10 protein-coding genes are annotated in these 13,298 nt (G+C 40.6%); 1 reads left to right on the top strand and 9 read right to left on the bottom strand.

The window, feature by feature from the left end:
- Positions 1-11: 11 nt before the first annotated feature.
- From hflD to ACOB80_RS07755, 9 genes are all read right to left on the bottom strand, one after another.
- On the bottom strand, positions 12-635 hold the full coding sequence (gene hflD / locus ACOB80_RS07795) for a high frequency lysogenization protein HflD (protein WP_473165244.1): 624 nt from the start codon (positions 633-635) through the stop codon (positions 12-14).
- A gap of 20 nt (positions 636-655) precedes the next feature.
- A complete protein-coding gene (mnmA, locus tag ACOB80_RS07790; RefSeq protein ID WP_473165243.1) occupies positions 656-1,807 on the bottom strand; it encodes a tRNA 2-thiouridine(34) synthase MnmA in 1,152 nt (383 codons plus the stop codon).
- 192 nt (positions 1,808-1,999) lie between these two features.
- Positions 2,000-2,479, bottom strand: coding sequence for an NUDIX hydrolase (locus tag ACOB80_RS07785; RefSeq protein ID WP_473165242.1), 480 nt, complete (start codon positions 2,477-2,479; stop codon positions 2,000-2,002).
- Positions 2,469-3,176 (bottom strand): rRNA large subunit pseudouridine synthase E, encoded by a 708-nt coding sequence (locus tag ACOB80_RS07780; RefSeq protein WP_473165241.1) that lies wholly within the window; start codon positions 3,174-3,176, stop codon positions 2,469-2,471. The genes ACOB80_RS07785 and ACOB80_RS07780 overlap by 11 nt, the downstream gene beginning before the upstream one ends.
- Before the next feature lie 73 nt (positions 3,177-3,249).
- Positions 3,250-4,587 carry a sensor histidine kinase gene (locus ACOB80_RS07775; protein ID WP_473165240.1) on the bottom strand — a complete coding sequence of 446 codons (1,338 nt, stop codon included), beginning with the start codon at positions 4,585-4,587 and terminating at the stop codon, positions 3,250-3,252.
- Positions 4,587-5,963 carry a sigma-54-dependent transcriptional regulator gene (locus ACOB80_RS07770; protein WP_473165239.1) on the bottom strand — a complete coding sequence of 459 codons (1,377 nt, stop codon included), beginning with the start codon at positions 5,961-5,963 and terminating at the stop codon, positions 4,587-4,589. The genes ACOB80_RS07775 and ACOB80_RS07770 overlap by 1 nt, the downstream gene beginning before the upstream one ends.
- An 82-nt stretch (positions 5,964-6,045) precedes the next feature.
- Positions 6,046-8,544 (bottom strand): FtsX-like permease family protein, encoded by a 2,499-nt coding sequence (locus ACOB80_RS07765; protein ID WP_473165238.1) that lies wholly within the window; start codon positions 8,542-8,544, stop codon positions 6,046-6,048.
- A 17-nt stretch (positions 8,545-8,561) separates the two neighbouring features.
- Entirely contained in the window at positions 8,562-9,287 is a 726-nt protein-coding gene (locus tag ACOB80_RS07760) for an ABC transporter ATP-binding protein (protein ID WP_473165237.1), read from the bottom strand.
- A 9-nt stretch (positions 9,288-9,296) separates the two neighbouring features.
- Positions 9,297-10,547 (bottom strand): efflux RND transporter periplasmic adaptor subunit, encoded by a 1,251-nt coding sequence (locus ACOB80_RS07755; protein ID WP_473165236.1) that lies wholly within the window; start codon positions 10,545-10,547, stop codon positions 9,297-9,299.
- A 476-nt stretch (positions 10,548-11,023) separates the two neighbouring features.
- Here ACOB80_RS07755 and ACOB80_RS07750 point away from each other — a divergent pair, with 476 nt between their 5' ends.
- Positions 11,024-13,258, top strand: coding sequence for an NADP-dependent isocitrate dehydrogenase (locus ACOB80_RS07750; RefSeq protein WP_473165235.1), 2,235 nt, complete (start codon positions 11,024-11,026; stop codon positions 13,256-13,258).
- Positions 13,259-13,298 lie beyond the last annotated feature (40 nt).

Below are 13,298 nucleotides of genomic sequence, written 5' to 3'. Positions count from 1 at the left end.
CTGAATCTATCTTAAATTTGTTTAAGTAACTGCTCTGCACATCCAACTATTTTTGAACGTGAGAATAATATGTTTCTGCGCTTGCCGCCTACTTGACGCCAAAGCACCGCTGAACGCACACCTGCTAGCAATAAAGCACGAACACGGTGCTGGTTCGCTGTTTGCCTTAACACGTCTGGATTACCTGCTACCTGAATTGGTGTGCCAAGCGGGCTAATAATATCGCTATATATACTTGCTAAGGCTGAAATTAATGTGTCACTGGTTATATCAAAGTGATCTAACTGACGATGGCATTGCTCTATACGTTCACCGAGTTCTGCCATTTTCTTTGGCGTTTTTGTTAAACGTCGTTCTAAGCTGAGCAAACTCACTACATAACGTGTGATCTCTGGATCTTTTTGCTGACTATTATTACCCAAGTGATCAACTAAAGTTTTTAGGCCTAAAGTTAAATTGGCTAAGTCACCTTGGTATACGTCCAACGTATTATTTGGCGATGTATTTAAAACACTGTTAAAAAGCATGGATAACTGTTCGTCTTCAATGCTGCCACTTCTGGCTAATCGCTGAACCAGTTTGGCAACCTGACAAATGGCAGCTAAGGTAACAGTTTGTTCTCTAAAATCTTGCATAGTTTTTGTTAATTCGCTAACTATCGGATAAGGGTATTAATGATGCCGCCGCCTAAACAAACTTCATCTTGATAAAATACGACTGATTGCCCCGGTGTTACTGAGCTTTGTGCTTGGTCAAATGTTACAGTAAACGTTGGCTCTTCGCCTTCTACAATCGGATTCGGTGACAAGGTACAAGCAACATCTTGCTGACGGTAGCGTGTTTTAACCGTACATTTAATTGGCTCTTCTAATGGTTTGCGACTAACCAAGTGTAATTGGTTGCCAATTAATCCGTTAGAAAATAGGCGAGGGTGGTTATGGCCTTGACCAACAATTAATACATTACGCAATAAATCTTTTTCGACAACGTACCACGGTTCATCACCTGCATTAGCTAGACCACCAATTTTAAGGCCTTTACGTTGCCCCAAGGTGTGGTACATGAGTCCGTCGTGCTCACCAATGACATCGCCTTCGGCGGATTCAATTTTACCTGGCTGTGCTGGTAAATATTGCTGTAAGAAATCTTTGAACTTGCGCTCACCGATAAAACAAATACCTGTGCTATCTTTCTTGTTGTGGGTTAACAAGCCAGCTTTTTCCGCAATCGCTCGTACTTCAGGCTTTTCTATATTGCCGACAGGGAATAACGTTTGACCTACTTGTTTGTCACTGAGCGTGTATAAGAAATAGCTTTGATCTTTGTTATCGTCGTTGCCACGAATCATCGACCATTGTCCGTCACGATAATCGCGCTGAACATAGTGGCCAGTTGCAATGTAATCTGCACCCAAATCTTCACAAGCAAACTCTAAGAATGCTTTAAATTTAATTTCTTTATTACACATGATATCTGGGTTTGGCGTACGACCCGCTTTGTATTCTTCAAGGAAGTATTCGAAAACGTTGTCCCAGTATTCCGTGGCAAAGTTAATGGTGTGAAGTTTTATACCGAGTTTATCGCACACGGCTTGAGCGTCTTTTAAGTCTTCTGCCGCAGCGCAATATTCGTCAGTGTCGTCTTCTTCCCAGTTCTTCATGAACAAACCTTCAACTTGGAATCCCTGTTGCTGTAATAGGTAGGCAGATACAGATGAATCAACACCACCAGACATACCGACGATCACTCGAATGTCGCTTGCTGGTCTGGTATCAGGAGAGTTGGCGGTTAAAATGCTAGTGCTCATATAGAATTACTGGTCTCACTCACTTAAAAAAAGGCGCGAGATTGTAGCATTTATCTACAAAAATAGCACGCCCAAAATCGAATAAAGGTTTAGCCTAAAAACTAGGCTAGTTAGGTATTCGTTAATGGGGGTGGTAGCTTTAATTTTAAAGGGAAAAACGAACGGTTTTTGCAAAATTTATAGCGCAAAACGTTATAAGTTTGACTGAATGGCGCTAAGCTCAATTCGTTGCCCATTTAAATAATCTTTAATACAGGTTAAAACCATAGGGCTCCTTAAGCAATTCTCCTTTTCGACTATTTCTTCATAGCTTAGCCAATGACAAGCGATTATCTCTTCATCTTGCGGTTGGCAATTTGGAAAATCGTCTAACTCAATAACAAAGCAAAAACGAAGAAAGTAGAGGTTAAGCGCAGGACGATGAAAATAGTAGATACCGCTGCAGTAATCGGGTGACAGTGCGAGTCCCGTTTCTTCTAAAAGTTCTCGTTTTGCTGCTTTTATCAAGCTTTCTTTTTCTTCTAAGTGACCTGCGGGCTGGTTAAAAACTTGTTTACCCAACTCTTTTTCTTCAACTAATAAGTATTTATTTTGGCAACAAACTACGATAGCAACCGTGGTATTGGGTTTGAACTGTGTTTCACCATGAGGATTAGGAACATTATTTACCATGCGTGCTTATCTCTTTGAATTGACCGTTGTTAATACCATTTAGTGTATATTTACCTATTGCGTAGCGCACGAGTCGTAAGGTAGGAAAGCCAATATGGGCGGTCATGCGCCTTACTTGGCGGTTTTTTCCCTCGGTAATTTTGATTTCTAACCAAGTCGTTGGAATGCTAGCGCGTTCGCGAATAGGGGGATTACGCGGCCAAATATCGGGTTCTTCAATTATTTTTACTTTTGCTGGCTTTGTTAACCCGTCTTTTAGCTCAACTCCATTACGGAGCGCCTGTAAGGAAGCTTCATCTGGCGTTCCTTCTACTTGAACCCAATAAGTCTTTTCTGTTTTCTTTTCTGGGTTTGCTAATTGGTGCTGTAACTTACCATCATTAGTGAGTAGCAAAAGTCCTTCACTGTCTCTGTCTAAACGACCTGCGGCGTATACATCCTTTATTGGAATGAAATCCTTTAAGGTTTGGCGCTTTTCACCATCTGTAAACTGACAAAGTACATCAAATGGTTTATTGAACAACACTACTTTTCTGTCCTCAGGCGCTGGACGAGGTTTGGCTTTGTGCTTGGATGAGAACTTGCTATTAGCTCGTCCACTTGGATTCTTCGAACTACGATTAGGCTTGCTGGTTACTCTTTTTCGAGAAGTTTTATTAGCTGAACGATTATTTGAATCTGCCGAATTTTGACTCATAGCGTGACGAATATTAGTTTTTATCTCGCTATTGTAATAAATACTGAGAAAAATATTTAGCGTTTTTTACGGGTTATAGCTTTGCTGTTGAGTGTGTGGGTAAGGTTAACGTGGCGATTGCGCCTTTGCCACCTTTCTTATTCGTCAGTGTTAGATTGCCGCTGTGATTAAACATAATTTGTCGACTTAATACTAAGCCAATGCCGCTACCATTTGGCTTAGTGGTGTAAAACGGCACGAATAAGTTATCGGTATTTGCGATACCTTGTCCTTTATCTTCGATGTTAATATGCAGTACGTTGTTTAAGGACTGCCAATGAACGTCTAATTGTTTTTCTTTGGTTGAGGCTTGTAATGCGTTTTTTAATAAATTGACTAAAACTTGCGATAATTGCTCCTCGTCAGCATAGATATCGACTTGTTGTCCATGGGTGGAAACCTGACTGAATTCGGGAAACAACTCGATGTGTTTATCAATAAAAGGCTTTATAGCAAAAGGCGCTTTAATTGGTGCAGGAAGTCTAGCTAGGTTTTGGTATTCTCGAATAAAGTGATTTAACGATAATGCTCGTTCAGTTACTATTGCTAACCCACCGGTTAGTTCTTGCTTTGTTTCATCATCTAAATCTGCGCTTTGAGCAAGTGCACTTAGTGACTCACCAATAGATGCAATAGGTGCCAATGAGTTGTTAATTTCATGGCTGAGCACTCTTAGCAACCTTTGCCAAGCATTTCGCTCTTCGTTTTGAAGTAATTTCTCGACATCATTGATGAAAATAAGCTTGTGTTCTTTGCCATGTAACCGGTAACTCTCGGTATGTAAATAAACTTTTTTACTTATGCTAGTATTAAGTTCCACTATTTGCTGACGATCTTCTTCGAGAACATCATTACCTATCCCTAACGATTTTACAGGCATATCAATATAATCAGCGCTAACGTCAAACAGGCGCTGAGCCATTGGGTTTATTAAGGTAATTACTCGATTGTGGTCAATACAAAGTACAGCAACTGGAATGTGCTCAAGCACTTTAGACATGGCAATATGGTGCTCTTTTGAGACAAGCCTTTGCTCCGCGAGTTTTTCTACGGCACCATTTATCACCGTATTTAATTCCGCTAGTGCGCCTTGCTTTATTTTGCTACTGGCGCGCATTGTGGTATCGCCGAGTACTATCGCTTCAATGATATTAGTGGTGGTTCTTAATTGATTACGTACTTTACGCCAAATAATCAAGTTACCAATGGCGACGGTAGTAAAGCACAAAATGGCAATCATTATTTTTAAGTAAATAGAAATATCACTGAAAAACATCACCAAAATTAAAATCAATAAAGGCACTAACGAAATCTTTAAACTCGTTAAAGCGATATTGTTTTCAAATGTGTTGGCAAGCGGTGATTTAGCCATTACTGATTATTGAGTCCGTGTTTTTCTAGTCTACGGTAATATGAGCTTCGCGTTAAACCTAGCGAGTCTGCTGTTTTTACAGGGTCGTTATTAAACTTAGCCAGTCGTTCAACAATAACTCTTTTTTCGATCTGACTTAACGTGTTTTCATCTTCAGCACCTATTGAATGCTCAATTGCTGTTTCTGGCAAGGCTAAATCGTGCGAGTTTATCTCGTGGTTGTTTGATAAAAACAAGGCACGCTCTATGGTGTGACTTAACTCTCGAATATTTCCTGGCCATGCATAATGCAGTAATTGCTGTTCAGCCGTAGGAGTCAGTGTTTTTAGTGCCATTTGGTATTTTTGGCTGAAATTTACGATGAAAAAATTGGCCAATGGTAAAATATCTTCTGGGCGTTCTCTTAACGCTGGAATACGAATTTCCATGGTATTTAGTCGATACAGGAGATCTTGCCTAAAATTTCCTTGATTGATCATTTCAGACAAATCCGCATTGGTTGCAGAAACGAGTCTTACGTCTACCTGCTGAGTAACAGTACTACCAACCCGCTCAAATATGCGCTCTTCTAAAACATGTAATAACTTAGCTTGCTGCTTTATTTGAATATTGGCTATTTCATCTAAGAAAAGGGTACCTTGTTTTGCTAATTCAAAGCGACCGATGCGATCTTCTTTAGCGTCGGTAAATGCACCTTTAACGTGACCAAACATTTCACTTTCAAAAAGCGTTTCTGAGATTCCTCCCATATTAACGGACAGAAAGCTATGCTCTTTGCGAATAGAATGGTCGTGTAAGTACTTAGCAAGCATAGACTTTCCTGTACCATTTTCGCCAGTAAACAAGACGTTCATATCACTTTTAGCGATGCGTTCAAGCTGCGCTAATAATTCAGTCATTACGTTTGATTCCGCGATCACGTGTTGGTTATCGGAGCCCCGCAATAAATTATTTTCTTGCTGTAATCTTGTGTGCTCTAACGCTTTTTCATATTGAAAAATTTGTTGATGAATACGTGTGATGAGCTGGGCATTTCGCCATGGCTTTTCGATAAAATCGTTAGCGCCAGTTTTCATCGCCTCAACAGCAATGTCGATACTGCCATAGCCTGTAATAGCGATAATTGACATGTTTTCATCTATGTGACGAATATCTTCTATTAACTTTAATCCATCAATGCCTGAGGTTGTATCTTGACTGTAATTCAAGTCAATCAACGCGCAAGCAAATGATTTTCTTTCCAATAGTGTTAGAACTTCTTGAGGGCTACTCGCGGTAGACACCTGAAAGTTTTCGCTTTTAAGCGCTAATCGAATGGCAGATAGAATATTCGGGTCATCATCTGCCACTAAAATAGGAATAGGGAGCTTATTCATGAAAAATTGATTATGTCCTTAAATAAAAGGGCGACTATTGCCGCCCATATTTATCAATTAATCAACAAGTAAAAACTGGTTGTTAATCATAATGTAAAGCGTCACTTGGCTCTAACCGTAACACTGATTTTGTTGGAATGTAAGTCGCAAGTAATACCATAAATATAATCAAGGCTGGAATGCCCACTAAGGCGATACCGTAACTTTGTGGGTTAATAATTATGGTGTTTGCCATATAGCTGATAAGAGCTACTGATAAAACGATCCCAATGACTAATCCAATCGTAAGCTGCGCCGATGCTTGTTTTAAGAACATAGTCATTACTTTGCCGTCAGGAGCGCCAACAGCTCTGCGTACGCCTATTTCTTGTGTGCGCTGTAAAATATTGTTCGATGCCATCGCATAGATACCACTTGCAGCTAAAAGCACAGCAATAATACCGCAGAACAAAAAGATCTTACTTACCGAAAGTAGCAGCAACATAGGTTGTTGAATAAGGTTGGTATAGCTTTGGATGTGGTAAATGCCAACATCTGGGTCAACTTTTGCTACTGCTTGTACTAAAGCACGAATCGCTTCTTTTTCACTACCCGTGTAATGTACAGCAATGTATTGGCGCATGCTGCCAAAGTTATCGATTGCATGATAAGTATTGTATGACGCACTAGATGAGCGCATTGCAGATCCATGGAATGTGTCAGAAGATACACCAACAATCGTAAACCATTCGCCTCGATAGTTATCTCTTCCTGCTCGGCGTACTCGTTTGCCAACGGCGTCTCCGTCAGGGAAGAAATCGCGGGCGATTGATTCGTTCACAATAATACTACGTGCTTCTGGGTCTGCATCTCTGTGGTCAAAATCTCGGCCTTGAATAATGGTCATACCTAGCGCATCCCACGAATTTGCCGTTGCAACTTCATTGTTGCTATAAGGGTTCTCGTTGTATACTTCAGCTGGGCGACCTTCAATTTCAAAGTAACTTGTACCTTCACCACGGCCTGGTAATTGGCTCATGATAGCGCTTGCTTTTAAGTTTGGCATGCTGCCAATAGCGTCTTTGATTCGATAGAAGGTCTGTGCTTGTAAGACGCGATCATTGTGTTCGTCATCGGTGTCTCGGCGCACAGGGTATTTCTCTGGTGGTAGTTGTAGCTGAGCCGTTAAGCGTGATTCTGTTTTTACGCCGTAGTCTGCTTTGCTAGCAAAATACCCTGTTGAAAGCAGTATTGTGGCCATCACCAATACCACACACGATAAAACAATTTCTGAGATAACCAGTGCTTTACCTGTTCTTGCTGCACCTTTACTTAATGCACCACGTGTACCATCACGAATAACTGCATTAAAGTCGTTAGACATGGCTTTGATAGCAGGTAGCAAGCCTGTTATTAAGATCATTGCTGCAACAGCAACCACTAAAATAGCGATACCTGTGCCGTCGATAGACAAGGTCCACCAAAAAGGTTTCTCATTGTTAACGGCAAAGGCGTTGTTAAACATTTGGTTGGTAAGCTCTACACCATATGCGGCAAACAATATGGCGATCAAGCCGCCGGATAAACAAATGACGACACTTTCCCAAAGCATTTGGCGCATTAACTTTTTACGCGGAATACCCAAAGCGACACGTATAGCTACCTCTTTAATTCGCTCATTTACTCTAGCTAGCAATAAGTTACTAACGTTGATACAGGCAAGAAGCAGTATCAAAAATACCACGACTAGTAACGCCATAAATACGTTGTAATACTGGGTTACACTCGCTTGTTTGTATGGCTTAGCTTGTAAATAGTTATTGTTAGCAGGAATTCTCCAGCGAAAATCTTCGGGAATGGTTTCTGCGACTTCTTTATTGAAAGCATCTAACGCTGATTGCAATTGCGCCATCGATTTACCATCATTTAGTCGAGCAAACACGTACATGCTGCCGTAGGATTCTTTCTCAGGCTTTACGTAACTGTTGCCAACAGGTTGCCATATTTCTGCACGTTCAGGAAAAGCAAAACCTTGTGGCATAACACCAACAATACGACCGGGTGAAGCATCTAAAGCCAGTTCTTCATTGATAATGTTAGGGTCGCCATTAAAATAATTTTGCCATACGTCATAACTCAATATAACAACAGGTTCAGCACCTTCAGCGAAGTCATCTTCGATAAAACCTCGACCATGTAATGGTTGAACGTTAGCAAAGTTAAAAACATTCCAGCTGGTGTAACTAGCATTCATTTTTTGTGCGGTAAATAAAGCACTATGACGGCTTGATGCACCGCCAATGAAGGTAGTTCCTTCGGTATAAAAACCGTAGTCTTTAAATATGCCGGTTTTATCCGCCAATAGGTTTACGTGATAAGGGTCGACAGGGCGCCTAAACAGATGGTTTTGGTCAAATTCACCTTCAATGGCGATAACCGGGTTTTCACCATTTAAGTAAAGCGGCTTGAAAACAAGGCTATTTAATAGCGTAAAACAATATAATGTTAAGCCCAGGCCTACCGCTACTATCATTACCGCAAGTGCGGTAAAGAAAGGCTTTTTAAGCAGCATCCTAAGCGAATATTTTAATTCTATAGACATAACTTACTTACCTCGACTTAAATAGCGATAGCACTTGGCTGTTGTGTTGTTTTATCGGCAACAACTTTTCCATCGAAGATCTCGATATTACGTTCAGCACGGCTTGCAGAGCGAGGGTCATGGGTTACCATACAGATGGTAGCGCCACCTTGGTGTAATTTGTCTAGCAATTCCATAACAGAGCTTGCATTTTTAGAATCTAAATTACCTGTTGGCTCATCGGCTAGGATAATGTCTGGATTACCCGCGATGGCTCTTGCTACTGCAACACGTTGTTGTTGACCACCAGATAGTTGCGAAGGAAAGTGGTTGTTTCTGTGCTGCATATCAACTTTTTCCAGTGCTTCTTGCACCATCTTTTTACGATCTTGCTTTGAAATATCGGTACGGTACGAAAGAGGTAATTCAACGTTTTCTGCAACGGTTAAGTCACTAATAAGATTAAATGCCTGAAAGATAAAACCTATTTTTTCGTTTCGAATGCTAGCACGTTCGTCTTTGTCTAAATTACTAACATCGTGACCTGCCAGAATGTATTTGCCTTTTGTTGGGGTATCGAGCAATCCTAAAATGGATAATAAGGTTGACTTACCACAACCAGAAGGGCCGGAAATTGAAACATATTCACCTTTGTTGATATTGACTTCAATGCTCGATAAAGCGTGAGTTTCTACGTCATCGGTAAAGAAAACTTTGTCTAGCTCATTTAGCGATACTAGTGTTTTTTTTGCGTCGTTTTGCATCATCTTTCCTTATTGTATTGCTTGTATTTGTTTTTCTTTCCACGATGACACGTCGGATATTACCACGTTGTCTCCTACAGAAAGACCATTTTTAATTTCGATATGTGTTTGCGAAGCACGTCCATACGTTACTTGCGACAGGGTGACATTGTTATTTTCTGGGTTAACGAGATACACCGAACCTGCATCATTTGCTTTAGCAAACATGGGGCGCTTGATGTATAGCGCGTCGTCTAACTTAGCGACGTGAATTTCTCCTTCCACGGTTAGCTCTGGGCGAACTTCTTTAGGTAGCTCACTTTGAATTTCGATATCTACTTGAACTGAGCCATTAACGACTGCAGGGTCAATACGCTGAACTAAGCCTGACATTAAGCTTGTGCGAGTGTCTAAGGTGACTTCTTGATTAAGGGCAACTTGATAAATTTGTTTTTCTGGTACGCGAAGTTCTGCAATATAAACATCGTTATTAGCGAGACGAGCGATATTACTACCCGCAACAATTTGCTGACCAAGCTCTAGCGGCATTTCTTGCACTATACTGTCGATGCTTGCGGTAATTTGCAGGCTATCAACTAAATGCTGCATGCGATCAACACTGCGCTGCATTCTATTTAAGCGTGCGGCAAAAGCTTTTTTCTGCGCGGTGAGGTTTTCCTGTGATTTAGTAAAACGTTTTTTCTCTAACTGCCAACGTTGAAGGAGTTGTTCTACCTCAATTTTGACTTCTTCATGTTCAATTTTTGAAATGGTAGCCGTGCCATTGTCTATTAAAGTTAATTGAGCATTGAGTGTTAACAGTGCACGTTCATAGTTTAGCTTTGAGTTAAATACCAAGGTTTCTTGATCTAATACTTGAGATTCTAAAGAAACGGTTTGCGCATTTAATTGTGCTTTAATTTCTTCGAGTTCCCATTGGCTTTCTTCAAGCTGTTGCACCAGAGCTGGATTTGACAGGGAGATTATAGGATCGCCTTTTTTCACCGCGGCGCCTGCTTTTATAAATATTTTATCGACCCGTCCATTAACTTCAGTTGCTACCCAGTAAATATCTTTGGGTACCAATACACCAATTCCTCTTATATCGAGAGAGAACTCGCCACGTTGTACTCTATCGACTAAAACATTGTCTGATGAAACAACGTGTTTTGAATCTAAGGCATACACCACGGCAGAAACTAAACCTACTAGGCCTAAGCATGCGCCAATAATTGTCGGGAGTTTTTTACGGGAAGTAGGGGATTTACGCACTATATCCATTTACTATTCGCTCATTAATCTAATGTTGAACTGGTAGAGCGATTATGGTGCCAACTTGAATAAGTTTATTTATAACAGTTGGTTACATAGTTTATTGTCTGTGTGTAAAAGCCTAAGTCCCATTTTCGAAACTGTAACAACAATGTAAAAATCTCGAAAATGGGATCATTTGAAATGATTAAAGCGCTACTGTTCGAATTTCTTAACACTTGAGTAAATTTGAAAATACAGGAGTTAACTATAGTAAGTCACTTACTTGCAAAGATAGGCACTATCAAAAATCACCTAAATAGGGTAGGATACGTTGCTTTTTTATGCCGTGGATACGTCTGCTTTAGAGCAAATACTTGAGTTCTAGGGGTTATTCCTATACTATTCGCGCGCAACAATTTATATCAACAATCTGAATAAAAACAATACATGAGTGAATTTATATTCGTTTTGTTGCTTACTCGCTGACACAAGTAGGACAAGAAATGACTAAAGAATCGTCTAAAATCATTTACACTATTACTGATGAAGCGCCTGCGCTCGCAACGCATTCATTACTTCCAATTATTCAAGCTTTCACTGCTTCTTCTGGGATCAACGTTGAAACACGTGATATCTCTTTAGCGGGTCGTATTATTGCTAACTTCCCACAATACTTAACGGAAGAGCAACGCATTGGTGATGCTTTAACAGAATTAGGTGAAATTGCTAAAACACCTGAAGCTAACATCATTAAATTACCAAACATTTCAGCTTCAATCCCTCAATTAAAAGCGGCGATTAAAGAACTTCAAGACAAAGGTTATGCATTACCTGACTTTCCTGAAGAGCCACAAAACGAAGCTGAAGAGTCAATTAAATTAACTTACGCAAAAGTACTAGGTTCTGCAGTTAACCCAGTATTACGTGAAGGTAACTCTGACCGTCGTGCACCAGGTGCTGTTAAAAACTACGCTAAGAAAAACCCACATTCAATGGGCGCTTGGTCAAAAGATTCTAAGTCTCACGTAGCTCACATGTCAGAAGGCGACTTCTACGGCAGTGAAAAGTCAATGACAGTTGATGGCGCTACTGACATGCGTATTGAATTTGTTGCTGAAAATGGCGACATCACAGTACTAAAAGATAAGGTTGCTCTAGAAGATAAAGAAGTTATCGATGCATCTCGCATGAGCAAGAAAGCATTAGTTGAATTCTTTGAAGCTGAAACAGCAAAAGCAAATGATGAAGACGTACTACTTTCTCTTCACATGAAAGCGACTATGATGAAGGTTTCTGACCCAATCATCTTTGGTCACGCTGTAAAAGTATACTATAAAGACGTATTTGCTAAGCACGCTGCAACTTTCGAGCAATTAGGTGTTGATGTAAACAACGGTATCGGTGACGTTTACGCGAAAATCGATCGTTTACCAGCAGAACAAAAAGCTGAAATTGAAGCAGATTTACAAGCGGTTTACCAAACTCAACCACCACTAGCTATGGTTGATTCAGACCGTGGTATCACAAACTTACACGTTCCTAGTGACATCATCATTGACGCTTCTATGCCTGCGGCACTTCGTGCTTCTGGTCAAATGTGGGGCCCAGATGGTAAGCAAAAAGATACTAAGTTTATGATCCCAGATCGTAACTACGCTGGCGTTTTCCAAGCAGTAGTTGACTACTGTCGTGAAAATGGTGCCTTCGATCCAACAACTATGGGTACAGTGCCTAACGTTGGTCTTATGGCTAAGAAAGCTGAAGAATACGGTTCACACGACAAAACATTCGTAGCACCAGGCACTGGTGTTATTCGTTCTGTAAATATTGCTACAGGTGATGAATTACTTTCTCAAGATGTTGAAGAAGGTGATATCTTCCGTATGTGTCAAACTAAAGACGCGCCGATTCAAGATTGGGTTAAGTTAGCCGTTACACGTTCACGTTTATCAAATACACCAGCAGTTTTCTGGTTAGATGAAAATCGTGCTCACGATGCAGAAATCATCAAGAAAGTTAACGCATACCTTCCAAACCACGACACAGATGGTTTAGACCTACGTATTTTAGCGCCTACAGAAGCGTGTAAGCACTCTTTAGAGCGTTGTGGTAAAGGTGAAGACACTATCTCTGTAACAGGTAACGTATTACGTGACTACAACACAGATTTATTCCCAATTTTAGAGCTAGGTACGTCAGCTAAAATGCTTTCTATCGTTCCTCTAATGAACGGTGGTGGTTTATTCGAAACGGGTGCAGGTGGTTCAGCTCCTAAGCACGTTCAGCAATTCGAAAAAGAAAACCACTTACGTTGGGACTCTTTAGGTGAGTTCTTAGCACTTGCTGCTTCTTTAGAGCACTTAAGCAACAACACCGGTAATGCAAAAGCGCAAGTTCTTGCAAATACGTTAGACGCTGCGACAGGTAAATTCTTAGATGAGAATAAGTCACCATCTCGTAAAGTAGGTGAGTTAGACAACCGTGGCTCTCACTTCTACTTAGCGACATACTGGGCACAAGCACTAGCTGAGCAAGGTGATGACGAAGAGTTAAAATCAGCATTTACTGCAGTTGCACAAGCATTAACTAAGCAAGAAGAGAAAATTGTTGCTGAGTTAAATGATGCTCAAGGCCCTGCACAAGATATCGCTGGCTACTATGCACCAAGCGCTGAACTTGGTAGCAAAGCAATGCGTCCAAGCGAAACATTCAACACAATATTATCAAGCTTACTTTAATCAGTAATTTGATAAACTCAGTTGAATGAGTGTCACTTAA

It is taken from the genome of Thalassotalea coralli, assembly GCF_055786205.1.
Note: the sequence above shows the minus strand (reverse complement) of the source record. Positions and strands in the feature narration are given on the sequence as shown.

Excerpts from the sequence above, each read along its gene's own strand:
- ACOB80_RS07750 (WP_473165235.1), top strand. The coding sequence starts at position 11,024 with ATGACTAAAGAATCGTCTAAAATCATTTACACTATTACTGATGAAGCG.
- hflD (WP_473165244.1), bottom strand. The coding sequence starts at position 635 with ATGCAAGATTTTAGAGAACAAACTGTTACCTTAGCTGCCATTTGTCAG.
- ACOB80_RS07775 (WP_473165240.1), bottom strand. The coding sequence starts at position 4,587 with ATGGCTAAATCACCGCTTGCCAACACATTTGAAAACAATATCGCTTTA.
- ACOB80_RS07780 (WP_473165241.1), bottom strand. The coding sequence starts at position 3,176 with ATGAGTCAAAATTCGGCAGATTCAAATAATCGTTCAGCTAATAAAACT.
- ACOB80_RS07785 (WP_473165242.1), bottom strand. The coding sequence starts at position 2,479 with ATGGTAAATAATGTTCCTAATCCTCATGGTGAAACACAGTTCAAACCC.
- ACOB80_RS07765 (WP_473165238.1), bottom strand. The coding sequence starts at position 8,544 with ATGTCTATAGAATTAAAATATTCGCTTAGGATGCTGCTTAAAAAGCCT.
- ACOB80_RS07770 (WP_473165239.1), bottom strand. The coding sequence starts at position 5,963 with ATGAATAAGCTCCCTATTCCTATTTTAGTGGCAGATGATGACCCGAAT.
- mnmA (WP_473165243.1), bottom strand. The coding sequence starts at position 1,807 with ATGAGCACTAGCATTTTAACCGCCAACTCTCCTGATACCAGACCAGCA.
- ACOB80_RS07755 (WP_473165236.1), bottom strand. The coding sequence starts at position 10,547 with ATGGATATAGTGCGTAAATCCCCTACTTCCCGTAAAAAACTCCCGACA.
- ACOB80_RS07760 (WP_473165237.1), bottom strand. The coding sequence starts at position 9,287 with ATGCAAAACGACGCAAAAAAAACACTAGTATCGCTAAATGAGCTAGAC.